We start from the raw sequence: 24,591 nt of genomic DNA, 5'->3' as shown, positions 1-24,591 counted from the left end.
TCTCAATTTCATGCTGAGAATTTGGGCTTTTTCATTACTCCAGAAAAGAAATAAAAACACTATATGTTTTTATTCTTCCAGTGGTAATCCCTTTTTTTAAAAAATTTTTAGAAATTTAAAGATGAAGTATTGTATGCATGTAAGTATGATTAAAAATGAAAAGTTATAAACACTGAATTTGATTAAATACTTCTTGCTATCTTTACTGTTGGCTTGAATGAATAGTTTATACGAGATTACACTGGCTAAAGATGCAATAATTGTTCCAAGCCCTCCAATATTTACTCCTAGTAATAATGGTTTCCAATCAGAAGTAAAGTTTGATAGAAGAATTGAAGTAGGAAAATTGCTAATTAATTGACTCAAAAATATGGAACTAAAGAAGACTGAGGTGTCTCCTCTTAAATTAGCGTGAGCAAATGTCTCAAACGCATTAGAATGGGAAATATTCCCGATGAAAATAAAAAAACAGACAAAGGTTATCAGAAGTAAATAATCAATCTTAAATAGTAATTTTCTATCCAAAATAAAAATTGCCATCAATGTGACTATTAGCGCAATGTAATAATTAATGAACCCAAAAATAGATGCAATGATAGTGACAAGTATCAAAATCCAGACTGTAGCTTTTTTTCGACTCTTTACGGTAATAACAGGTAGATCTAATTTTAAATTTGTTTTTTGAAGTTTTTGAGTAAATATAAACAACAAACTAATCCCAAGCACAGCTAAAAGCAGGATTGAACCTAAAAATGGGATAAGCTTAATTCCGTAGTAAGAATAGAGGTACAAATTTTGTGGATTTCCCATAGGCATTAAGCTACTTCCGATGTTTGCCGCAATTGTCTGCAAGATAATTGTATCCATCATATTTATTTGTGTCTTTTTACTAATGAAAAGTGTTATTGGTACAAAAGTGAGGAGAGCAACATCATTTGTTACAAACATAGAGCAAACAAAGCATAACAAAATCAGAAATATAGATATTGACCTGCTGTTATGGCATTTATTCAAAATAGCAACGGCAAGTTTGTCTAATATCTTTAGTTCTTCAAAAGCCTTAATGGCCACCATTAGATTAAATAAGCTAATAAGCACTTCAAAGTTAATATATTCAATCTTTGGCGAATATATTAAACAGCTTACAACTGCTAGTATCAGTGAAATGGTAAACACTATATCCTTTTTTAAAAATACGAATTTCGTAAAGAGTCTTTTTTTATTTGGAAGGAATACTACTTCTTTCACAATACACCACCTGTAATCTATTTTAGTAGAAGGAAACGGAAGAAAAATATACATTCACTAATATATATCCAACAAACTCCCTATATTGCAATTAACTTAATAGCCTTTCTTATTAATTGGTTGTTCTATAATCTGTATATTAAATAGGAATTTCTTAATATGTCATTCCTTCAAAATAATTTATTTTCCTTAGAGCTTTTAACGTTTTAACTTTGTCTAATATAGGCGAATTTACCTAGAGGATTAATTGAGAAAACAAATGTTTTTTTAGTATGATATCATAAATAAATTAAATACATTGTTTTTTGAACATTCCGTAAATACACTGTCAACTCTTGATTTCAATTAATTCACATGAAGTCTTAAAAGAGAAAAAATATATATGATTTTATTAGGTAAGTAGAGACCTATCAAAGGTTAGGTAGAACAGAACCCGCGATGTTCGGATACTGTATAAAAACCTATTCTGAAATAAATGCCAATATTATCAATGAATTAGTATACATACGTATTTCCTAAGGGTACCTCACTGCCAATGCTTCTCGTAACATTTTTCCTTATATCCCAATATAGTTCGAAATTGTGACCAAGTTACTTCGCTAATCGCTTTTAACAGCTGTTTTAGGGGAGCATGTTACTAACTTATAAGTCTGCCATACTGATAATATTGTGTTTTTTGATGATTTCAGTAGAAAGTTTATGTAGATAATTAGATTTTACATTTGCAATATGTTTATGCATTTTTGCAATTTTCACTTGTTGTTTATTCTAGTTCGAAGAATCCTTTGTTCTTTCTAGAAGAATGAAAGGATTATCTGTTGTGTTGTCCACTTTGATTATTTTAATTTTTCTGATTCAAAAGATAGAGCATCCTTAAAATTCTTCTCTCTATATCACTTCCAAATCAGGAGGTGAATTATGTGTAATTAGAGCAATTTTCCTACCAATAACTTTATGTACTCAACAATTAATCAGGTTTTCTTATTCATATGGAACATCCATTTAAAATTCAATGTTTTCTTCAAAGGTGCACAATTCCTTTATTAATAAATTTTAATGATGTGAAAAATATCAGTATTTTTTGTGATGAAAAAATCTTTAAAAATTTATAAAAATTTTTATAAATATCTGTACTTTTTGGTAACATTCTGTACTTTTGATTATAAATTAAGGGCACGCTTCTCTTAACTTAAGATTGAAAGCGCTTCATAGGTTTTTCGTAAATTTTTTATCTAGGCTAAATTTTTTTACTAACAGGCTATTTTTAGAGATTAGTAGTGAGAAAGGAGATATATTCGTGTTCTTAAGAAAATTAGCAAAAAAACACTTAATCACTATTGATTATTATAAAACCGGACATTTACAAACGTGTAAGGGGCGAGTTTGTAATCTTGATTTACACCAACAAATACTCTTTTTAATAAATGAACAGCAAAAAATCGTTAGTATATGTTTATCAAAAATAAAAAAAATTTATTAATGATTTTCGTTATTTCATAGAAGGAAATAGAATTAAAAGCTTCTGGGATGTAGAAAATTTTTTAAAAATTTATGTTAAAAAGTATTTTAAAGATGGTTTTACAGCAAAATTTTGTAGGTAAATGAAGAGAAAGATATATAAATATAAAGTATTTAGAAGGGAATAAAAAGGCAACCTAGTGCTTTTCTAAGAAGCATTAATTAAAAATCAAAGAAAATAAATTGTGAATAAATGTGAGAGCGCATAAAGGTGTTTGAATTTTTTTGGTAATTTATTTTATATGTTTGTGCAAATAATAGAAATATATATAAAGGATTATTGTGATTTAAATTTAAATCACCGGTAAACGAAACAAACATGATGGTGCAACCGCATTGCTGAAGTAGAATATTAGTTTTACAGAAGGACCTAGAGCATCCATATGTACAAGTGTTAGGTCCTGCAAGATGTCAGTTTTTTGGTTACATATTGTAGAGGTTCGTTTAAACAAGGCAATCCCATTATTATATAAAATTTTTATCTTGTATATGAAATGAGGTATTTATGTCAGGAAATATAGGTGACTTTATATAGATTAAGGTATATGAATTTTTGATATGGGGTGATAATATGGAAAGATTTTTGGTGGATATAGTAGGGTCAACGAATGATTTTTTATGGTCAAAATTGTTAATTATTATGCTAGTTGTTTGCGGAATTTATTTTACATTTAAATTGAAATTTGTGCAGTTTCGAATGCTAAAAGAAATGGTCCGTGTGTTAATGGAGGGAAAGAATGGTTCTAAAGATCAAATCTCTCCTTTTCAAGCATTTTGTATTGGTATGGCAGCTCGCGTTGGAACAGGGAATATCACAGGAATTGCGATTGCAATTGCATTAGGTGGTCCTGGAGCTGTATTTTGGATGTGGATTATTTCTATTATTAGCTCGGCATCCAGTTTTGTTGAAAGCACATTAGCACAAATATATAAAGTAAAAGATAAAACTGGTTTCCGAGGCGGTCCATCCTATTATATGGAAAAGGGATTGAACAAACGCTGGATGGGAGTATTATTCTCTATTTTAATCACCATTACTTTTGGCCTTGTATTTAATTCTGTACAATCAAATACAGTTACAATTGCTTTTCAAAACTCATTCGGTACAGATCGTCTAACTGTTGGGATAATAATGGCCATTGCTTTCGCTGCTATTATCTTTGGTGGTGTACAACGTATTGCAAAAATGGCGGAATACAAGGTGATGTTTCTAGCGGTATTATACATTGGAGTTGCATTATTTGTTGTAGTGACCAATATATCAAAAATGCCGGAAGTTCTTTCTCTTATTGTCCAAAACGCATTTGGTTTTAAACAAATAGCAGGCGGTTCAATTGGTGCAGCGCTTATGCATGGAGTTAAACGTGGTTTATTCTCAAATGAGGCTGGTATGGGAAGTGCACCAAATGTTGCTGCAACGGCAACAACGAGCCATCCGGTGAAGCAAGGATTGATTCAAGCATTTGGTGTATTAACGGATACACTAATAATTTGTACTAGCACCGCATTTATTATTTTGCTTTCTGATGCATACAAACAACCGGGGTTAAATGGTATTGCACTTACACAAGCAGCATTAAGTGAACACATCGGTTCTTGGGCATCGGGTTGTCTTGCTATCTTTGTTTTTCTATTTGGATTTGGCGCGTTAATTGGTAACTATTATTATGGGGAAACAAATATTCGATTCTTACATACAAGTAAAGTATGGTTAATGATATACCGAATAAGTGTGTTGGCTATGATTGTATTCGGTTCGGTTGCAAAGGTCCAAATTGTATGGGATTTAGCGGATTTATTTATGGGCTTTATGGTTATTATTAATTTAATTGCTATTACCTTACTTTCAAAAATAGCCTTTGCTGCGTTACAAGATTATATAAAACAGAAAAAGGCTGGTAAAGATCCTATTTTTTATAAAGAAAACATTAAAGGGCTTGACGACATTGAATGTTGGGACAATTATCAGGAAACTTCAAAAAAGAAAAGTATGTAACAAGAAAGATATTCAGACTGTAAAATGTCTGAATATCTTTCTTGGTTCTAGTGCAAATATTATTGATTATATTAAAGAAAAAATTATTCTATATGAAGTTAATAGTACGGAGGAATATAGTTAAATGATAAAGGATTCTAGCGTTCAAATTGAGGGTCAAAAAAAAGTATGCTTAGATCAATGGGTAGCTCATTATCGAACTTATGCAGCTAAGGGACAAAGCGCCAGTTATATTCCCGCTTTGGGAAATGTAAATTTATCGCAATTAGGTATTTGTATAGTAGAACCAGATGGAAATATCATAAAGTCAGGAGATTGGGATGTACCTTTCACTCTACAAAGTATATCAAAAGTAATTGGCTTTATAGCCGCTTGTTTAAGCCGTGGTATTTCTTATGTATTAGAGCGAGTTGACGTAGAGCCAACTGGAGATGCCTTCAATTCGATTATTCGTTTAGAGATGCATAAACCAGGAAAACCTTTTAATCCTATGATTAATGCTGGAGCAATTACGATAGCTTCGCTTTTACCAGGAGAAACGGTGCAAGAAAAATTAGAATCTCTATTCGTATTAATTGAAAAAATGATAGGGAAGCGTCCCTCTATTAATGAAATAGTATTTCAATCAGAATGGCAAACAGCTCATCGCAATAGGGCTTTAGCACATTATTTAAAGGGGAGTGGTTTTTTAGAGTCAGATGTGGAGGAGGTACTAGAGGTTTACTTAAAACAATGTTCAATTGAAATAAACACAGAGGATATTGCCTTAATAGGGCTTATACTGGCACATGATGGATATCACCCTATTCGTAAAGAACAAGTGCTTCCTAAAGAATTGGCTAGGTTAACAAAAGCTTTAATGCTTACCTGTGGAATGTACAATGCTTCTGGCAAATTTGCAGCTTTCATTGGGTTACCAGCTAAAAGTGGGGTGTCCGGAGGAATTATGACACTTGTTCCCTCAAAATCTAGGAAATATCTACCGTTCCAAGATGGATGTGGTATTGGTATTTATGGACCAGCCATTGATGAATATGGGAATAGTTTACCAGGGATTATGTTATTAGAACATATTGCAAAACAATGGGATTTAAGTATATTTTAAAAAGGATCATAAATGTTTTGGTGTCACTGCGAATACAAAAATGTTCAGAGCGTATAATGTGTCTGAACATTTTTAGATTACAAAATATCTTTCTAAAATAGAAGAATGTATTGAATACTCACAATATGTAATGCTTTCGTTTATATCTTATTTATCGTTTTTTGAAAAAATAGAGTAATTGTTGTATTAATGTAAATAGGTTTGTATACTGACTGTTAGGCGAAAGTGAGAAGTGATTATTTTGAATCTTAGTAATTTAGTAAAAAAAGACATCTATATTCTGATTTTGATGATATTTACAGTACCATTAGTAGGTGAAATAAAGTCATTTCCCTTAAATGAAACATTTAGAATGAGCTTTGGTGCACCAACATTTTTCTTTTTTTTGTTATTATTTCGACGAGTCCCAGCATTTTTACCAGGTTTTTTAACAGCAATAGTCGTTGTAGTATTTCGTATCTCAATGGATGTCATCATAAAAGATAATATGGATTGGATAGCTGCTTTCCATACCCACTATCCTAGTTTTTTCTTTTATTTTACTTATTCTTATCTCTTTCATTTAGCAAAAGTCGAACGTTTTCATCATCAACCATTGATGATTGGATTCATTGGTTGCATCATTGAAATATTGTCAGACAGTGTGGAATTAATGATTCAATATTTCGTATTAAAAACATCGATAACATCAGAGGCAATAAATGAGATAATCGTTACCGCATGTTCCCATAGTTTTATAGTTCTAAGCTTTTTCAATATGATGAAATTGTATGAAGCGCAGTCAAGGGAGAGACATATAAAGAAACAAAATGAACACATGCTTATACTCATCTCTAATTTATATGAAGACGCAGTTCATTTAAAAAAAACGTTACAGGATGCTGAGAATATAACCAAAAAATCCTATGATTTATATAAAAGCTTAGACGCTTTTGAGCATAAAAAAATGAGCTTTCAGTTTGAGGATTTAAGGCAACAGGCATTACAAATTGCTGGTGAGGTCCATGATGTTAAAAAGGATAACCAACGTATTTTTGCTGGACTTTCAAAGTTAATTTCTGATGAAAGTTTTACAGATTATATGTCTGTACATGAACTGGTAAACATCATTATACGAGCAAATGCAAAATACGCCCGGTTACTAGAGAAAGACATCCAATTTGTATATAAAATTGATGGCGTGCATCCTCACTATCATATTTACACAATCTTATCTATTATAAATAATATCGTTACAAACGCTGTAGAAGCTATCCAAGATATGGGAACCATCACAATTGACATTAATAAAGACCATCATTTCGTTGAATTTCGAATAGAAGATAACGGTCCCGGTATTTCTTCAAAATATAAAGATTCAATTTTTGAACCAGGGTTTACTTCTAAATATGATAATTTAGGTAATCCATCGACAGGCATCGGACTATCGTATGTTAAAGAAATAGTTGAACAACTTGAAGGTGATGTTACGCTTGAGGACAGAACCGAAGGAAAAGGATCAATCTTTATAATTAGATTAGGGGTTGATCATATAATTTCGAAAGGGTGATTCTATGTATTTTTATATAGTAGATGATGAAAAAGCGGTTCGCTCAATGTTGGCTCAAATTATTGAGGATGAAGATCTTGGAGAGGTTGTAGGAGAAGCTGAGGATGGTTTATTGTTAGATCAACAAATGCTAATTCTCAAAAATATAGACATTTTATTTATCGATTTGTTAATGCCGATTCAAGATGGAATAAAAACAATTCGTCAAATAAAACCCACGTTTAAAGGGAAAATCATCATGGTCTCTCAAGTAGAATCAAAAGAATTAATTGCTGAAGCGTATTCGCTTGGCGTTGAATACTACATTATTAAACCAATTAACCGGATTGAAGTATTAACAGTCGTTCAGAAAGTCATTGAACGAATTCGTTTGGAAAAATCGATAAAAAATATTCAAGAATCGCTCAATACGATACTAAAATTGGATAGTGATCCAAGTATGCAGGAAAAATATCGTAATGAAAAGCATCTAAATACTTTCAACCATTTTCAAAATGCCATTCATTTTCTTCTATCTGAATTAGGAATAGCCAGTGAAAGTGGAAGTAAAGATTTAATGGATATGCTAGATTATTTATATAAATATGAACAAGATAAAACGTTGGAACAAGGTTTTCCCTCACTAAAAGAGATTTTTGTGAATTTGGCTCAAAAAAAACTTGGAGAATCAGCTGAAGATACTGAATTAAAAAGGTTCATAGAAGCTTCCAAACAACGGATTCGGAGAGCGATTTATCAATCATTAAACCATTTAGCATCCCTTGGACTTACTGATTTTTTAAACCCGAAGTTCGAAAATTATGCTTCGAGATTTTTTGATTTTACTACCGTAAGGAGAAAGATGACAGAGTTGAATAATGAGCCAACGTTACCGGCTCGTATTGATACGAAAAAATTTATTCAGGTCCTTTATTTTGAAGCAAAACGAATTCACTTGGAATTACGATGATAAACTCTTACTAATTCAAAATCTCAATTGGTATATTTATATTTGGATGGTTATTGGACTTATTATATATATGTTATATGGAAAAAACAAAAGTAATTTAGCTAAAAATATAAATAAATAATAAGTTGAATTAAAGAAAAAAAGATGCTATCTAGCATCTTTTTTTCTTTAAGAGGCAACATTGATACTTATATTATTTGCAATTTGAATGTGGGCATATAAATAAGAGAAAAGGAAATAATATCTAACAAATTATAAATGGAAATCGTATTTTAGGTCAGAAATGTTTTATGTTAACTAGTTTGCTGGTATTAAATAGCATATGGTCTCGCTTTTCTGTTCTTTGGTCTGATGGCGATTTTTAATTAATTAAATACCGATTTTTTGAAATATATCCTAGTACTGTATATAAAGCAGGTGATCAAAATGTGGAACATAATTGTTTCTTATCTTCCGGATTGGAAAATATTTGTACAAGCTTTTATCTTGTTTTTAATTCCATATACTATCTCAAGATTTTTTCATTGGGTCCGTATGTCAGAGAAAGAGTGGTAAGAATGAGTTGGTGGAAATCAAAAGATAAACAGGTGCAAAAAAATACTATTCAAAGTGAAACTAATCAACAATATAAGCCTTCTCAAAATGCAAATATTCATTTCACGGATGATTTTGCTTCCAATTTAGAACTCATAAAACAAAAAATCGGTCATAATTCTGATATTCGCTTTCGGGAGTTTAATATTGGACGCACAGGTATTCAAGCTGGGATCATTTTTGTTGAGGGACTATCAGATAAAGAGATAATTGACAAACATATTATGAAATTACTAATGGATGATTTTTCTGACGAATATAAAAATGAATCTTCTTATGTGGAGGGTACCGTTTCAAAAGCATATATTAAAAATAAAGTTCTTTCAATTAGTGAAGTAGCAGAAGTCCATTACATAAATGATTTGATATCAAAAGTATTGATAGGTTCGACAGCTCTTTTGATTGATGGTTTAGCAGATGTGTTTATTCTGGGCACAACAAAAGCGAATAAACGGAACATTGAAGAACCAGTATCGGAGGCTTTAGTAAGAGGTCCGCGGGTGGGTTTTACTGAGGTATTAAGTGATAATACCTCACTTTTGCGACGGCATTGTGCAGATGAGAACTTATCATTAGTAAAGCTATCAGTAGGAGAACGTGCAAAAAAAGAGTTAGTTGTGGCTTTTATTAAAGATCTTGCTAGTACAGAATTGGTGGAAGAAGTAAAAAATAGAATTCAGAAAATCAACATAGATAGTGTACTCGAATCTGGTTATATAGAGCAGCTCATTGAAGATAATTATTTCAGTCCTTTTCCGCAGATTCAGAATACCGAACGACCTGATCGTGTTATTAGTGCTTTGATGGAAGGCCGAGTAGCTATTTTGTTAGATGGAACACCGTTTGTTTTAATTGCTCCAGTTACATTTAGTATGTTGCTGCAATCACCAGAAGATTATTATGAACGGTGGATTCCTGGTACGCTTCTCCGTTTATTACGCTTCATGACAGCTTTTGTTTCATTATTTGCTCCAGCACTGTATATTTCTTTTATTTCATTTCATCCAGGATTAATTCCCACTAAGCTAGCTATTTCAATTATCGGATCGCGAGAAGGAGTTCCTTTTCCCGCTCTAATAGAAGCGTTGATTATGGAAGTGGCTATCGAAGTTTTACGGGAAGCAGGTTTACGTCTGCCTAAACCGATTGGACCTGCAATGGGAATTGTGGGCGGGTTAATTATTGGTCAGGCCGCCGTTGAAGCAGGAATTGTTAGTCCAATAATGGTTATCATTGTTGCGGTAACAGCTATTTCTTCCTTTACTATCCCACAATATAGTGTAGGGATTACGTTACGCATTCTTCGTTTTGTAGCTATGTTTTGTGCTGCGATTTTTGGCTTGTATGGAGTTATTCTCTTCTTTCTTTTACTTTGCAGTCATTTAGTGAAATTGAAAAGTTTTGGCGTTCCTTATACCAGCCCTGCTGTTCCGTATCAATTTAGTGATTGGAAAGATTTTATGGTTCGCATGCCATTAAAAATGATGAGACGCCGACCGAAAATAATGAATACCAAAAATACTATCCGCAAAAGGTAGCTGATGACGAAAGGAAGTGGCCTTCAGTGATTACTAAACCCAAAGACCGTATAACAAATTCGCAGGCAGTTGTTATTATTGTAAATTACATACTTGGAACAGGAATTCTCACTCTGCCCAGAGCATCTGTGGAAAAAGTGAAAACACCAGATGTATGGCTAAGTGTGATATTAGGTGGGATACTCGCAATGGTTACAGGAATAATCATGGTAAAATTAAGTCAGCAGTTTCCAGAAAAAACTTTTTATCAATACAGCCAAGAAATTGTAGGGGAATGGATAGGCAGATTGCTTAGTTTACTTATTATAGGTTATTTTCTTACAACTTCAGCTTTTCAAATTCGTTCAATGGCAGAAGTAATAGGCTTTTTTTTACTGGAAGGAACTCCTACATGGGCCATTATTATGCCTTTTATGTGGATAGGTCTTTATTTGATTATGAGTGGTATTAATTCAATTGCACGGATGTTTGAAATAATATTTCCTATAACGGTTTTTATTTTTTTACTCATTTCCTTTATGAGTATCGGAATATTTGAGGTAGATAATCTCCGTCCCGTATTAGGTTTGGGGATCAAACCGGTGTTAGATGGGATAAAAACAACGTCTCTCGCATATACAGGTCCTGAAATTATGTTAATTCTTTTGGTGTTTATGGAACAACCAAATAAAGCAGTAAAAGTCATTCTAGTTGGAATTTCTATTCCGTTAGTCTTTTATGTAATAACTGTTGTAATGGTCATTGGTGCATTATCTATTGATGGAGTTGTAACAAGAACATGGCCGACAATTGACCTTATGCGCAGTTTTGAAATTTCTGGTTTGATATTTGAACGTTTTGAGTCTTTATTGCTTGTAATATGGATTATGCAAATATTTGCTACCTATACGATTAGCTATTATGCTGCTGCATTAGGAGTAGCGCAACTCTTTAAAAAGAGTATTCATCCGTTTATGTTTGTTTTGCTTCCGATTATTTACATCATTGCTATGACTTCGAAAAATATAAATGATTTACTTAAATTGGGGGATATGCTCGGTAATGCTGCTTTATTTTTATTCGGTTTACTGCCACTGCTCCTTCTCATTATTATGCGATTAAAAGGAGGAGTAGCGTGAAAAATAACTTTATTTGTAAACGGTTCTATTTGGCTATGTTATCGATGCTTGTGCTCCTATTTTTAACAGGATGTTGGAGCAGTAAAGAAATAGAAGAGTTGAGTTTAACTGCAGGTATAGCACTAGATAAAGGGAAGGAGTCAACAATTGAGAAAGAGGTTGAGGAAGAAGAATATCCTAAAAGAAACCTTATAACGGCTACTTATCAAATTATTAGTTCGCAAGCGCAAAGTAAAGGAAACGGACAACAAAAACGGTATATAAATGTTTCTGAGACCGGTGATTCTATTCATCAAATTGTTCGTGAGTTTTCATTGAAAAGGGAGAACCAAATGTTCAGCGCACATTTAAAAAACATTGTTATTAGTGATAGTCTTGTACGTACATACAGTTTAGAACAATTACTTGAACAGTATCTCCGTGACAATGAAGTTCGACTTAGCTGTATGATTTTAATTAGCAAGGGCCCAGCGAGGGAGGTTTTGGAATCAAAGAAAAATGGAGAAATCCCAGCATTTCAGTTGACTGGAATTGCAGATAATAGAAATAGAACAACAAGGATTTTACCTCCCGTCTCGCTCACTAAATTAGAAGGAAAGATGCGGTCAGGATCCAGTTTTCTTTTACAAAATGTGGCTTCGATAAATGGGGAAACAAAATTTGCAGGAGCTGCTGTAATTAAAGGGAAAACAAAAAAGTTGATAGGTTTTTTAAACGAACAGGAATTGGAAGGATTAATATGGATAAACGGAAAAAGGAAAGGTGGTGTGGTAAAAACTTTTGATAGAAAATCAAGGAAACTTATTATTTACGAAATAAAGTCAATAAAAAGCAAAATCATACCGCATGTTAACGGAGATAAGATTTCTTTTGATGTAAACATTGAGTCAGAAGGGCGTTTGTCTGAAAATTGGATGCAATCAGAAAAAGATTTTGAAAATGAATTTTTAAAAAAGGAAGAAAAAGCTGTTGAAAAAGAAGTAAAGCACTTGGTACATCATGTTACTGAAAAAATACAAAAAGAATATCAAGTCGACATTGCGGGCTTTAGCAACCAATTAAGAATTAAAAACCCGAGAACATGGGAGAAAGTCAAAAAAGATTGGGATCGAACATTTAGTAAGGTACCGATTAAATATCATGTAAATGTAACTATTGAAGATTATGGGGCATCAAGTTTAAAAAGGTGAGACGTCTTAAGTGACATTATATTTACACCAAAACAAAAAGCTATAAAAATTTTAATTTAAAAATTTTTGTAACTTTTTGTTTTTTTATGTCCTTCTTATTATAAATTAAAGAAATGATTTTATTGAAATTTAATTTTTTCTTCATCATATGCATTGCTTCTACTCTTTAAAGTCGATAAAGGGATTTAATAAAGGAGCTTTATTTAACATTAAGAAAGAAAGAGGAATCGTTACATTGCCTTTACTAGTTTAAATAGGAGGGAGTTCTGAATTGCAAGCGAGAGCGGTGAAGATAGAGGAAATCTATCAAGAAATATTAGACGGTAAAAGAAGTAGATTTCCACCGAATACATGGAAAGAAGATAGCAATAGAGAGCTATCTAAAAGGGTCACAAAATATTTAATTGAAACAATTTTAAAGTGGACTGAAGAAGATATTAAACAAAGATGGAATACGCGTTTAATTATAAAATATCGATTACTTGGGGCGCTCAAACATGGTTATGATAATAGTCCTTATAAGATGATTGAAGACTTATATCCTAATAGATTTAAAGAGTGGGAATTTGGTATGGCACCATTAAATTTTTGGACTAAAGATAAAGCTCTTGAAGTATTAAAGTGGACTATTAAAGAAAAAGAAAAGCTAAGTAAAGTAGAACTATTAAAAATTTATAGTAAAAAATGGTTAGAGAAAAATAAACTCAGTGCGCCATTAGTTATGTATTGGAATGGTAGCCCATATGCAATGATAAATTCTTTATATCCTAATAAATTTAAAGAATGGGAATTCAGTATGACTCCTAACAAGTTTTGGACCAAAGAAAAAGCATTGGCGGCATTAAGATGGACTATTGAAGAAAAAGAAAAATTAACTTCTTTTCAATTATTACAAGTTTACAGTGTCAAATGGCTTACTATTCATAAATTAATTTCTCCTTGTCAGATATTATGGAACAACAGTCCGTACTCTATGATCAATGAGTTATATCCTGGTCAACATAAAGAATGGGAATATAAATTCACACCTACTGGATTTTGGACCGAAAAAAAGGCATTAGAGGCGCTGAAATGGACTATTGAAGAAAAGGAAAAACTAACAGAAGAACAATTACTTTCTATTTATACACAAAGATGGTTAATAAAACATAAGTTATGGACGCCATTAAGAAGATATTGGAATGGAAGTCCATACAAGATGTTAAACACTTTATACCCAAGTCGCTATTCAAAAGATATGTTAAAAGGTTATAAAAATAAATAATGATAATACATAGGAACGAGCAAAAAGAACATCGCTATCAATCTAACGAAATTAAATATCTCAAAGATGAAAAGTTTGAATACTTTAATAATGATTGAAAAAATGTAAATAAATTTTAAAACGTTAGTTTGTGTCTATTTTATAGCTATTAATAAACTCATATCGATTTTTTGAAAGAATGTAAAATCAATAAAAGATAAAGATAACATTAGAAGACTTACTTATATCATATACTATCAAGTTTAAGATAGAGTTAATAAAAATGTTGATTTAATTATTTCTTAACTTAATTATAGGAGCGAAATTATATGTCACCTTTACGAGATGAAGCATTAAAAATGCATAAAGAAAAACAGGGTAAGATTGGTGTTTATCCTAAAGTTAAAGTACAAAACTCAACAGATTTAAGTCTTGCTTACTCCCCAGGTGTTGCGGAGCCATGCTTAGAGATTTATAAAGATGAAAATAAAGTTTTTGACTATACAATGAAAGGCAATCTTGTTGGAGTTATATCAGATGGAACTGCAGTATTAGGACTTGGAAATATCGGACCTAAAGCAGCTATGCCAGTAATGGAAGGAAAAGCTTTACTTTTCAAATCATTTGCTGAAATCGATGCTTTTCCTATTTGTTTAAACACCAATAATCCAGATAAGATTGTTGAGGTTGTTAAATTATTAGAACCAAATTTTGGTGGGATAAATTTAGAAGACATTGCAGCACCTCAGTGCTTTGAAATTGAAGAGCGCCTAAGAAAATCTTGTGATATTCCTATTTTCCATGATGATCAACACGGTACTGCAATTGTAACTATTGCTGGCCTAATTAATGCGCTTAAGTTAACAAATAAAAAAATTGAAGATGTGCAAATTGTTGTAAATGGTGCTGGTGCTGCTGGGATAGCCATTGTAAAGCTTTTACTTCATATGCATGTGAAAAATGTTATTTTGTGTGACACAAAAGGGATAATATATGAAAAGCGACCTATTGGAATGAATGCACTTAAAGAAGAAATAGCTCGTATTACCAATGTAGAACAGAAGCAGGGAACATTAGCAGAGGCACTTATTGATGCTGATGTATTTATTGGTGTATCAGCTGCAGATGTAGTTGATGAGGATATGATTCATTCTATGAATCATAATCCTATTATTTTTGCTTTGGCTAACCCTACACCTGAAATTATGCCTAATAAAGCAAAAATAGCTGGAGCGCTAGTAGTTGGTACAGGTCGTTCTGACTTTCCTAATCAAGTAAATAATGTACTTGCTTTCCCTGGAGTTTTTCGTGGAGCTTTAGATGTACAAGCAAAAGAAATTAATGAAGAAATGAAGCTAGCAGCTGTTTATGCAATAGCTGATTTAATTTCAGAAGAAGAGCTTCATGTAAACTATGTTATTCCAAACCCGTTTGATCCTAGGGTGGTGCCACATGTAGCTTATGCTGTTGCACGTGCTGCAGTGGAAACCGGTGTTGCAAGAAAAAATATCAGCATGTCTGAAATTAAAAACAATCTACTAAGATTAATAAAAGAGGAAAAAGTATTAAAATAAGTATTTTTCTCAAGATAATATTATTGTAGCAAAGATAACATGTATTTGAAACAGGCTATCTCACCTGAGATAGCTTACTATATTCTTGAAACTTTTTAATTGTTTCATGTGTTTTTGATTAGATTTTGTAGTATTAATTATCAAATTAAAGTTATGTTTCTATTAGAATTAGCTTGCAAGTGTATTGATTCCTTTATTCATCAGGCTTTTTGTATAAGTTAGTTGTAAAAAAGCGGACAAATTCATGTTCTTAAGAGATTTAACAAAAAATCATTTATTGACTATTAATTATAATTAGAGTGGATTTTTGCAAACATGTAAAGGTCGTGTGTACAACTTTGATTAAAACCAACAAACCATTACTTTAATAGATTAATAACAGAAGGCTTTCTACTTATTTCTAAGCGTATAAAACGTTTATATATGTGATTCTTAGAAGACTTTTGTATAGGGATGATAATTTTTAAATTTCATTGGCATATACAGGAATTGTAGTAGATCTTATTTAGAATAATAATTTCAAATCAATAAATTTTATAATAGAGGGAGCAAGATTGAATTATTATGAATAAACAAATAGGGTTCATCGGATGTGGAAATATGGGTATTGCTATGATAGGTGGGATGATTAGCAAAAATTTAGTTTCTCCAGATCAAATAATTTGTTCAGATTTAAACGTCAGTAATTTAAAAAATGCTAGTGATAACTATGACATAACTACAACTACTAACAACAATGAAGTAGCTAACAAGGCGGACATTTTAATTTTATCAATTAAACCAGATTTATACCCATCAGTAATTAACCAAATAAAAGATCAGATAAAAAATGATGTAATTGTTGTAACTATTGCTGCAGGAAAAAGTATGAAGAGCACTGAGAATGAGTTTGGTAGAAAGTTAAAGGTTGTTAGAGTAATGCCTAATACACCGGCACTTGTTGGGGAAGGAATGTCTGCGTTATGTTTTAATGAAATGGTTAAAGAAAAAGATATAGAAGAAGTACTAAATATATTTAATATTTTTGGCAAAACGGAGGTCGTAAATGAAAAACTAATGGATGTTGTAACAGCTATTAGTGGTTCTTCTCCGGCATATGTGTATATGTTTATAGAAGCCATGGCAGATGCTGCTGTACTTGGTGGTATGCTAAGAAATCAAGCTTATAAATTCGCAGCTCAGGCTGTATTAGGTTCTGCAAAAATGGTATTGGAAACGGGGATACATCCAGGTGAATTGAAGGATATGGTTTGTTCTCCAGGTGGAACGACGATAGAAGCTGTAGCAACACTTGAAGAAAAAGGTTTAAGAACAGCTATCATTTCAGCTATGAAACGTTGTACTCAAAAATCTGTTGAAATATCTAGTTTAACTAGTAAGTGAGAAGCATTGTTTAGGCGTAACGTCATATCCATTAATTCAAACTTTTTATTTAAGTTAAAAGTTTGTTGTTATTCTCTTATAGGGCGTGGAACCATAAAATACTCTTCCCCAACGGTGCTCTAGGCTGGAATAAGCTAAACTAGTATTAAAATTATGTAAAAAATAAAGAGCGTGTACAAATGTGTAATCGGAGGATTTGTTATGTCAAATAAAGTTCCTACGTCCTTTATTATTATTATAGGATTGATGCTGTTTGCATTGTTTTTTGGAGCAGGAAATTTAATTTTCCCACCTATGCTTGGTCAAATGGCTGGAAAAAACGTATGGATAGCCAATGCAGGTTTTTTAGTTACCGGAGTTGGTTTACCATTATTAGCAATAACAGCATTTGTTTATTCAGGTAAAAATGATTTGCAATCTTTAGCTAGTCGTGTACATCCGGTATTTGGTATTGTATTTACAACCGTTCTCTATCTAGCGATTGGTCCTTTTTACGCCATCCCTAGATCTGGAAATGTATCGTTTGAAATCGGAATTAAACCTTTTTTATCAAATGATGCTAGTCCTGTTACATTAATCATATTTACAATCTTATTTTTTACAGTTACATGTTTATTATCACTTAATCCTACAAAAATTATTGATATAGTTGGAAAAGTTTTGACTCCTATCAAATTAACCGTTATTGGAATGCTCGTAGTTGTAGCTTTTGTTCATCCAATTGGCAGAATTCAAGCACCTGTTGAAGGGTATACATCAGATGCATTCTTTAAAGGTTTTCAAGAAGGTTATTTAACATTGGATGCTCTTGGAGCTTTTGTTTTCGGAATCATTATTGTGAATGCAATTAGGGAAAAAGGGGCTATCACTAAAAAACAGCTTATAATTGTTTGTGCAAAAGCAACGGTTATTGCTGCTACACTCTTAGCTCTTATCTATACTGCACTTTCCTATATGGGGGCTTCTAGTGTTGAAAAGCTAGGTCTTTTAGATAATGGGGCTGAAGTTTTAGCAAAAGTTTCGGACTATTATTTTGGTTCGTATGGTGCAATTTTATTGGGTTTAATGATTACAGTAGCATGTTTAACCACAAGCGTAGGACTTATCACTGCTTGTTCTTCTTTTTTTCATGGATTATTTCCAAAGATCTCTTACAAAAAATTTGTTATTATTTTGTCTGTTTTCAGTACACTAGTTGCAAATATAGGATTAACACAATTAATTATGATTTCGATCCCTGTATTAATAACTATGTATCCAATTGCTATTACTTTAATATTCTTAACGTTTTTACACTCTGTATTTAATGGTAGATTTGAAGTATATCAAGGGAGTTTGATATTAACATTTATTATTAGTTCATTAGATGGCTTAAATGCTGCTGGAATAAAAATCGAACTAATTCATAATTTTCTTGAGCATTTTCTCCCTTTATATAGTGTAGGTTTAGGATGGGTACTTCCAGCTATTATAGGCGGTGTATGCGGTTATATTTTTAGTGTATTACGAAAGAAAAATGACCTTAGTTCTGGTGAAACTCAATTATATAAATAAATTATTTTTGTATATGATATCATCGTATTGCTATCGAGGAAGAAAGCTAAGTATCTCTTTAGAATGTGTAAATCTGTTATTTATTGCTTTGGGGGCAAATCAAACCAGCTATAATATATTGTAGCTAATCTTTGTTGAACACTGGATTAAAGAGAAAAAATAGAATGTATTAACCTAAAAACACCAATTAATTTATAGAATATTTAAAATCTATTTAATGTAAAAGAAATATTATGAGGCTAGCTAATAACTAAGTAAATTTATATACAACAATAACGAGAAGAATAAACCTTATTTTTAAAGGGGATACAGAGAAAATGAGTAATTTATTAAAAAAGAAATCCGTTACGCAATTGTTAGAGCATAATCAAAGCAAGACCTTAACGAAAACATTAGGAGCATTTGATTTAATTATGTTAGGGGTAGGCTCGATAATTGGAACGGGGGTTCTTGTGTTAACTGGATTAGTAGCAGCAAGAGATGCTGGTCCAGCAGTTATTTTTTCGTTTGTACTTGCAGCAATTATATGTGGATTTATAGGATTATGCTACGCAGAAATTGCTTCTACACTCCCGACGTCTGGTAGTGTATATACGTATTCGTATGCAACAATTGGTGAGTTTATTGCTCATCTAGTAGGTTGGTCGTTACTTCTAATATATATAGTGGCAACAGCGGCTGTTGCTGCTGGATGGACAGGGTATTTCCACAATTTAATAATGGGATTTGGATTAGAGATACCCAAAGCTCTAGTAAAGATTCCGTCGCAAGGTGGTATTGTGAATCTACCAGCGGTAATCATTACATTGATATTAACATGGATGTTATCGCGCGGTACGAAGGAAAGTAAACGTATCAATAATATAATGGTATTGGTTAAAATTGGAATGATTTTATTGTTTGTTACGGTTGGTATATTCTATGTAAAACCAATGAATTGGGTACCAATTGCACCATACGGTTTAAGTGGAGTTTTTACTGGTGGAGCAGCCATTTTATTCGCTTTTACGGGTTTTGATATATTAGCAACTTCAGCAGAAGAAGTAAAAGATCCGCAACGTAATCTCCCAATTGGTATTATTGCATCATTAATCATATGTACAATTATTTATGTTATGGTTTGCCTTGTTATGACAGGAATGGTTTCCTATAAAGAATTAAATGTGCCTGAGGCAATGGCTTATGTAATGGAAGTTGTAGGGCAAGGAAAAGTCGCTGGTGTAATTGCTGCAGGTGCTGTAATTGGTCTTATGGCTGTTATTTTCTCGAATATGTATGCAGCAACACGAGTATTTTTTGCAATGAGTCGTGATGGACTGTTACCCAAATCATTTGCGAAGGTCAATAAGAAGACTGGAGCACCCACCTTTATAACCGGATTGGCAGGATTAGGGAGCTCTGTAATAGCTGGGTTTATTGATTTGAAAGAATTGGTTAATTTAGTTAACATCGGTAGTTTAGTAACGTTTACGTTAGTTTGTGTATCAGTTATTATCCTCCGTAAATCACACCCAAATTTAAAACGTGGATTTACGGTACCTTTTGTACCTGTATTACCAAGCATCTCAATTGTATGTTGTGTGTTCTTAATGCTAAATTTACCGCTAAGGACATGGTTGTACTTTAGCATTTGGATTACTATTGGGGCAATAATATACTTCATTTATTCGATAAAACACAGTAATTTAAATGAGGAACCGATTTCAAAATCATATGATAAAATTGCGAGATAATAACAATAGAAAATTCTATTAATAATCATATTGATAGTTGAGTAACATAGAAATTAGCTTCTCAATGTTAGCCTGAAAGCAATGTGATGCTACCTCCTAAAAAGCTTAAATTGATAGACATGTTGCTAAAGTCCCAATATAGATTGTGATTCCTATGAAAATATTTTATAAATGCAAATACAGTTATTTCTTTCCTTTAAATTTGAATAAATAAAATCATACATAATGTATGATTTAAAAAATCAATAAAGTCCCCTTGACGATTAAAAGTAGAATGCTATAATAAACGAAAACATATGAATATATGAGCAATTATTCATATGTTTTTTAAAAGAGTAGGCACTGTTGAGAACTATTTCTTAGATTTTATGTTGTCATTGCTGTTGCTGTTCAAGCTAGTTTGAGTATGGGATCTTACTTGCAAATAGAAGGTTATCATTTTGTAATCCTTGATAGTGGGAAATGTATTAGAGATTTGTGGAGAAACATATATGAATCCTTGTTTTTATTAGCACATAGATTACATGGTTCACTGTCAGGAATGAGATTTTTTATAAAATAGAGTACATGCAGAAAACGCAATGCATATTTTTGTCTTTTTCGTATTTTTCTATAACTATAAAGAGGTGTAAAAGGATGAAAAATCATACGAATAAACTTAAGTATAAAGGTATTTCTATAATTTATGATTACTTAATGAGTAACAAATTATTTATAAAGGCAAGGGAGCGAGCTTTCTCTCTTCTTCCTCTTAAGTCGAAACAAGATATTTTATTTGTTGGTGTCGGAACTGGAGAGGACTTACGATTTATTCCTTCAGATGTCAATATTACGGGAATTGATCTTTCACAAGATATGTTAAACAAAGCAAGAACTAAAATAAAGGAAAATCAAGTTACACTTCTACAAATGAATGCAGAGCAATTACAGTTTCCAGATGAATCTTTTGATGTAGTATCGTTAAATCTCATTTTAAGTGTTGTGGAACATCCAAAGCAGGCTTTAGCTGAAGCTCTTCGAGTAACTAAACAAACAGGATTCTTATTAGTTTTTGATAAATTTTTGCCGGAGGAAATGTCTTCCAGTATAAGCAGAAGCATAATCAATAGTATTACTTCCTTTGTAGGCACAGATATTAATCGAAAGTTTAGTGACATATGTATAGATTTACCAATGAAAATTGTATATGAGGAACCCTCTATATTTAAAGGAAATTATAAAATTATTCTTGTACAAAGGGAAGTATGATGTTGAATTTAAAGATAATGTATACTGTGTCAATATTTGCTATCTATAATATAAAAATGGTCTGATTTTTCTTTTGATAGAAAATCAGACTATTTTTATGTTGAAATTTGCTTTGCTTATATTTTTGTTAAAATATGAGTGTTTGCCTACTACTATCAACTTAAAAAATGTATATTTACATAAAATGAACTATAAGCTAAATTTTTATAAATTACTAGCTGTAGAAATTCTTTTTTTGCTATGTGGAAATTTAAAATCTTAACTTAATTGTGATAGGGCAGTACGCCTTTTTTAATGTTTAATATTAAAAAAAATCTGTATTTTTTGGTTAGACTTTGTAGTATTGATTGTAAACTTAATATAAATTTCGTTAGATTAAACTTTACTTGAGCACTATTAATTACCATCAGAGTGTATCATTAAAAATCTGCAAGAAAGATTTTCATAACCTTAATTTATACCAACAAACTTTTTTTAGATAAATGAATAGTAAACTTTCTTCTCTATTCATTTATCTCATATGAAAAAAATCATTAAAGATTACTATTATTTGCGGGTACTATCACTCCTTCACAGAAATTGAAGAAGGAGTGTTCTGTTAGTAAGAGAGAAAATGAGAGATGCTAGGGCAGCCAAGTGCTCTTTTGGAAATTTTGACTACTTTTCATGATTTAAACTACTAAGGAGAGGGAAGTATGAGTGAATTGCATTTTATGAGTCTAGAAGAACTGGATAATAAATTAAAAAAATCTGACAGTGGTATTTATCTAATTAAAGATTATAATGACAATATTGTTTATGTGGGAAAGGCTTTTAGTATAAAGAGTAGAGTTTTAGCTCATTTCAATAGTTATTCGAATATTAAGGAGTATGTACATTTATTTAATAAAGTAGCGTATCTCATTGAAGATAGTTTGTTAAAACGTTCTTTATTACGGGTTACTTATATAATGAAATATAAATCAGTATTAAACAAAGAAGTTCAAAAAGAGTTCCCAGAGTTATATACTCAATACATTAAGCAGACAAATAAAAAATCCATGTTATTAGAAATTGAGGAAGCTAAAGAAAAAAGGGAACGACAAGAAGTTATATTACAAAAAATTGAAACAGAGAAACAACATCAGTCAGTATTGGAATTAAAAGAACTGCAAAATAAAAAAACAAGAGAAAAGGGTGAGCTAAAGAATAAATTAGTAAAATTAGTTGGTGGAAAAACTATGTTTTATGAAATAATTTCTTTGTTAGACAATAGATATAACTATCATGTCCTCGCAAAAGTATTAAACGTAGAACTTCAAACTTTAATTACAATTAAAGAACACCGAAACAATTTCCGGATACCTGGTAATCATAAGAGGACGATAAAGCATCAAGATATAATATATGCTTTATCTGGAAAAAAGAATTTAAGTAATCCAAGGCTAAATCCTTAACTATAAAATACATCACAATTTAAATCGGTGACTCATTATGCGGTTGCTGACACTATACGCTTGCCCACTATATATATTTTTCTTAAGTTGATAGATGTAGGGTAACACCACGTGACCATCAACTTAAGAAGAATAAACGCCACCAAAACAAAAAAAGCCCCAAATTTTTCTTGAAAATAAGTTGGGGCTTTTGAACCAGAAAAGTATATTTTTAACTATGAAAACTACGATACATTTTTCCTTTTTTCCTACTTGCTAAATTCAGCAAGTAAAATTTTTTTAAAAGGATTAGGACTGTCAGTTCTACCCAAACTATTCCAATTGACGACCAACGTATGCTTGCCTCCAAGCTTACCTCCAACAAGAGTAGTAAACCCTAGAATGCCACCTGTGTGTCCCCATATCGAGACACCGCTTGGAAGCTTAGTTTCATAGATCCCAAGACCATATCCATCGATTCCTTCTTTTCCTGTAGGAACTGTAGTAAGCATTTGTTTTAGTTGCTGTTCCTTCAGTAATTTGCCACCGAGCAAGTAAGAGAAGAATTTGTTTAAGTCGTCAGCAGTAGAAATCATATCTCCAGCAGAGCTACCTGCACTTGGGTTATAATAAGTAACGTCTTTTAGCTCACTTGCTCCGTCTGGTTGGACATATCCACGGGCATGGTTAGTGCCTGGAATAACACTTGAGTTGCCTGGTAGGAATGTATTCGACAATTCAAGTGGTTCAATAATTCGATTTTCAACCTCTTCCGCATAGCTGTTTCCAGTTACTTTTTCAATAAGAATGCCCAGTAATACGTATCCTGTGTTTGAATAAGACCAGCCCTTTCCTGGAGCAAAGTCTGGAGGCAGAGACACCCCCATCTTCACTAACTCTTCAGCCGTATACGATTTTTTTGTATCCGTAAAATCAGCGTCTTTTGACCTTGAGTATTCAGCGATACCACTTGTATGGTTCAATATGTGCCGGATAGTAATCTTGTTACCATCATATCCATTTCCTTGAATGACACCAGGCAACCAGTCTTCGATATAGTCGTCTAGCTTCAGGCGATTCTCTCCAACTAATTGAAGTACAACTGTTGCGGTGAACGTCTTCGTCACACTCCCAATGCGAAAGCGAAAATCTGTTTTCATTGGTTTCTTGTTTCTCAGATCCGCTATTCCAGTGGCATACCCCCACGTTTTTCCACCCTCAGAAGTTTTAGCAAGTATCCCCGGGTATCCAAGTTGCAATGTATCCCGCATTGCTTGCTTGACGGAAGTATGATCTCGTTGAGTATTTGTTTGTAACGAACTAGATACATTTTGAGTGGGCTCTGCTTTTACAATTGAGGTTGGTGTTGTATATAACAGGGAACTTCCAGCTATTAAAAGGGCCAGACTTGCACATGTAATTTGACTACGTATTTTCATATGGCATTCCTCTCCTCTATTCATATTGTATAAGTGTTTGCTTACTGATCCTTACTTCCTGAAAAGACTTAGGGAAAGGCCCTCACGCATATAGATTAAAGCCCCAGTACAAAGGTATCTATCAATACCAACAATTTGAGCCAGTTAAATCTCCATCCCTTCTATAAAAAAATTATTCAAAGGTATGAAAGCATATT

General features: G+C 32.2%; 17 protein-coding genes. 15 read left to right on the top strand and 2 right to left on the bottom strand.

Going from position 1 to position 24,591, the window contains the following annotated elements; translation table 11 throughout:
* Positions 1–96: 96 nt before the first annotated feature.
* On the bottom strand, positions 97–1,248 hold the full coding sequence (locus F0362_RS29050; protein WP_000665966.1) for an anion transporter: 1,152 nt from the start codon (positions 1,246–1,248) through the stop codon (positions 97–99).
* Positions 1,249–2,545: 1,297 nt separating this feature from the next.
* On the opposite strand from F0362_RS29050, the gene F0362_RS29045 reads away from it, so the two are divergent.
* From F0362_RS29045 to F0362_RS28975, 15 genes are all read left to right on the top strand, one after another.
* Positions 2,546–2,728: a YolD-like family protein gene (locus F0362_RS29045; protein WP_000479762.1), complete on the top strand. Its 183-nt coding sequence runs from the start codon at positions 2,546–2,548 to the stop codon at positions 2,726–2,728.
* Positions 2,729–3,337: 609 nt separating this feature from the next.
* Positions 3,338–4,762, top strand: a complete 1,425-nt coding sequence (locus tag F0362_RS29040; RefSeq protein ID WP_000439352.1) for an alanine/glycine:cation symporter family protein — start codon at positions 3,338–3,340, stop codon at positions 4,760–4,762.
* Between the two features lie 124 nt (positions 4,763–4,886).
* On the top strand, positions 4,887–5,867 hold the full coding sequence (locus F0362_RS29035; protein WP_000588643.1) for a glutaminase: 981 nt from the start codon (positions 4,887–4,889) through the stop codon (positions 5,865–5,867).
* Between the two features lie 232 nt (positions 5,868–6,099).
* Positions 6,100–7,416 carry an ATP-binding protein gene (locus F0362_RS29030; protein ID WP_000584785.1) on the top strand — a complete coding sequence of 439 codons (1,317 nt, stop codon included), beginning with the start codon at positions 6,100–6,102 and terminating at the stop codon, positions 7,414–7,416.
* Positions 7,417–7,420: 4 nt separating this feature from the next.
* Positions 7,421–8,365, top strand: coding sequence for a response regulator (locus F0362_RS29025; protein ID WP_000274098.1), 945 nt, complete (start codon positions 7,421–7,423; stop codon positions 8,363–8,365).
* Between the two features lie 557 nt (positions 8,366–8,922).
* Positions 8,923–10,497: a spore germination protein gene (locus F0362_RS29020; protein ID WP_141438360.1), complete on the top strand. Its 1,575-nt coding sequence runs from the start codon at positions 8,923–8,925 to the stop codon at positions 10,495–10,497.
* 26 nt (positions 10,498–10,523) lie between these two features.
* Positions 10,524–11,615: a spore germination protein gene (locus F0362_RS29015; RefSeq protein WP_000628984.1), complete on the top strand. Its 1,092-nt coding sequence runs from the start codon at positions 10,524–10,526 to the stop codon at positions 11,613–11,615.
* Positions 11,612–12,805, top strand: coding sequence for a Ger(x)C family spore germination protein (locus F0362_RS29010; protein ID WP_000794305.1), 1,194 nt, complete (start codon positions 11,612–11,614; stop codon positions 12,803–12,805). Before F0362_RS29015 ends, F0362_RS29010 begins: the two co-directional genes overlap by 4 nt.
* A 271-nt stretch (positions 12,806–13,076) precedes the next feature.
* A complete protein-coding gene (locus F0362_RS29005) occupies positions 13,077–14,069 on the top strand; it encodes a DUF4046 domain-containing protein (protein ID WP_001148885.1) in 993 nt (330 codons plus the stop codon).
* 308 nt (positions 14,070–14,377) lie between these two features.
* Complete coding sequence (locus F0362_RS29000; RefSeq protein WP_000074774.1) at positions 14,378–15,622, top strand: NAD(P)-dependent malic enzyme; 1,245 nt, start codon at positions 14,378–14,380, stop codon at positions 15,620–15,622.
* Positions 15,623–16,186: 564 nt separating this feature from the next.
* On the top strand, positions 16,187–17,005 hold the full coding sequence (gene proC / locus F0362_RS28995; RefSeq protein ID WP_001041312.1) for a pyrroline-5-carboxylate reductase: 819 nt from the start codon (positions 16,187–16,189) through the stop codon (positions 17,003–17,005).
* 201 nt (positions 17,006–17,206) lie between these two features.
* A complete protein-coding gene (gene brnQ / locus F0362_RS28990) occupies positions 17,207–18,559 on the top strand; it encodes a branched-chain amino acid transport system II carrier protein BrnQ5 (protein WP_000066872.1) in 1,353 nt (450 codons plus the stop codon).
* Positions 18,560–18,876: 317 nt separating this feature from the next.
* On the top strand, positions 18,877–20,292 hold the full coding sequence (locus F0362_RS28985; protein WP_000067440.1) for an amino acid permease: 1,416 nt from the start codon (positions 18,877–18,879) through the stop codon (positions 20,290–20,292).
* Between the two features lie 636 nt (positions 20,293–20,928).
* Positions 20,929–21,540: a class I SAM-dependent methyltransferase gene (locus tag F0362_RS28980; RefSeq protein ID WP_000788721.1), complete on the top strand. Its 612-nt coding sequence runs from the start codon at positions 20,929–20,931 to the stop codon at positions 21,538–21,540.
* Between the two features lie 695 nt (positions 21,541–22,235).
* Entirely contained in the window at positions 22,236–22,976 is a 741-nt protein-coding gene (locus tag F0362_RS28975) for a GIY-YIG nuclease family protein (protein WP_098009799.1), read from the top strand.
* A gap of 248 nt (positions 22,977–23,224) precedes the next feature.
* On the opposite strand, the gene F0362_RS28970 is transcribed toward F0362_RS28975, so the two are convergent.
* Entirely contained in the window at positions 23,225–24,394 is a 1,170-nt protein-coding gene (locus tag F0362_RS28970; RefSeq protein ID WP_098009797.1) for a serine hydrolase domain-containing protein, read from the bottom strand.
* Positions 24,395–24,591: the final 197 nt, after the last annotated feature.

It is taken from the genome of Bacillus sp. BS98 (assembly GCF_008432245.1).
Lineage (GTDB): Bacteria > Bacillota > Bacilli > Bacillales > Bacillaceae_G > Bacillus_A > Bacillus_A toyonensis.
The sequence above is the reverse complement of the archived record's forward strand: the minus strand, read 5'-3'. Positions and strand labels throughout refer to the sequence as shown.

Excerpts from the sequence above, each read along its gene's own strand:
- F0362_RS28980 (WP_000788721.1), top strand. The coding sequence starts at position 20,929 with ATGAAAAATCATACGAATAAACTTAAGTATAAAGGTATTTCTATAATT.
- F0362_RS29025 (WP_000274098.1), top strand. The coding sequence starts at position 7,421 with ATGTATTTTTATATAGTAGATGATGAAAAAGCGGTTCGCTCAATGTTG.
- F0362_RS28970 (WP_098009797.1), bottom strand. The coding sequence starts at position 24,394 with ATGAAAATACGTAGTCAAATTACATGTGCAAGTCTGGCCCTTTTAATA.
- proC (WP_001041312.1), top strand. The coding sequence starts at position 16,187 with ATGAATAAACAAATAGGGTTCATCGGATGTGGAAATATGGGTATTGCT.
- F0362_RS29020 (WP_141438360.1), top strand. The coding sequence starts at position 8,923 with ATGAGTTGGTGGAAATCAAAAGATAAACAGGTGCAAAAAAATACTATT.
- brnQ (WP_000066872.1), top strand. The coding sequence starts at position 17,207 with ATGTCAAATAAAGTTCCTACGTCCTTTATTATTATTATAGGATTGATG.
- F0362_RS28985 (WP_000067440.1), top strand. The coding sequence starts at position 18,877 with ATGAGTAATTTATTAAAAAAGAAATCCGTTACGCAATTGTTAGAGCAT.
- F0362_RS29035 (WP_000588643.1), top strand. The coding sequence starts at position 4,887 with ATGATAAAGGATTCTAGCGTTCAAATTGAGGGTCAAAAAAAAGTATGC.
- F0362_RS29040 (WP_000439352.1), top strand. The coding sequence starts at position 3,338 with ATGGAAAGATTTTTGGTGGATATAGTAGGGTCAACGAATGATTTTTTA.
- F0362_RS29000 (WP_000074774.1), top strand. The coding sequence starts at position 14,378 with ATGTCACCTTTACGAGATGAAGCATTAAAAATGCATAAAGAAAAACAG.
- F0362_RS28975 (WP_098009799.1), top strand. The coding sequence starts at position 22,236 with ATGAGTGAATTGCATTTTATGAGTCTAGAAGAACTGGATAATAAATTA.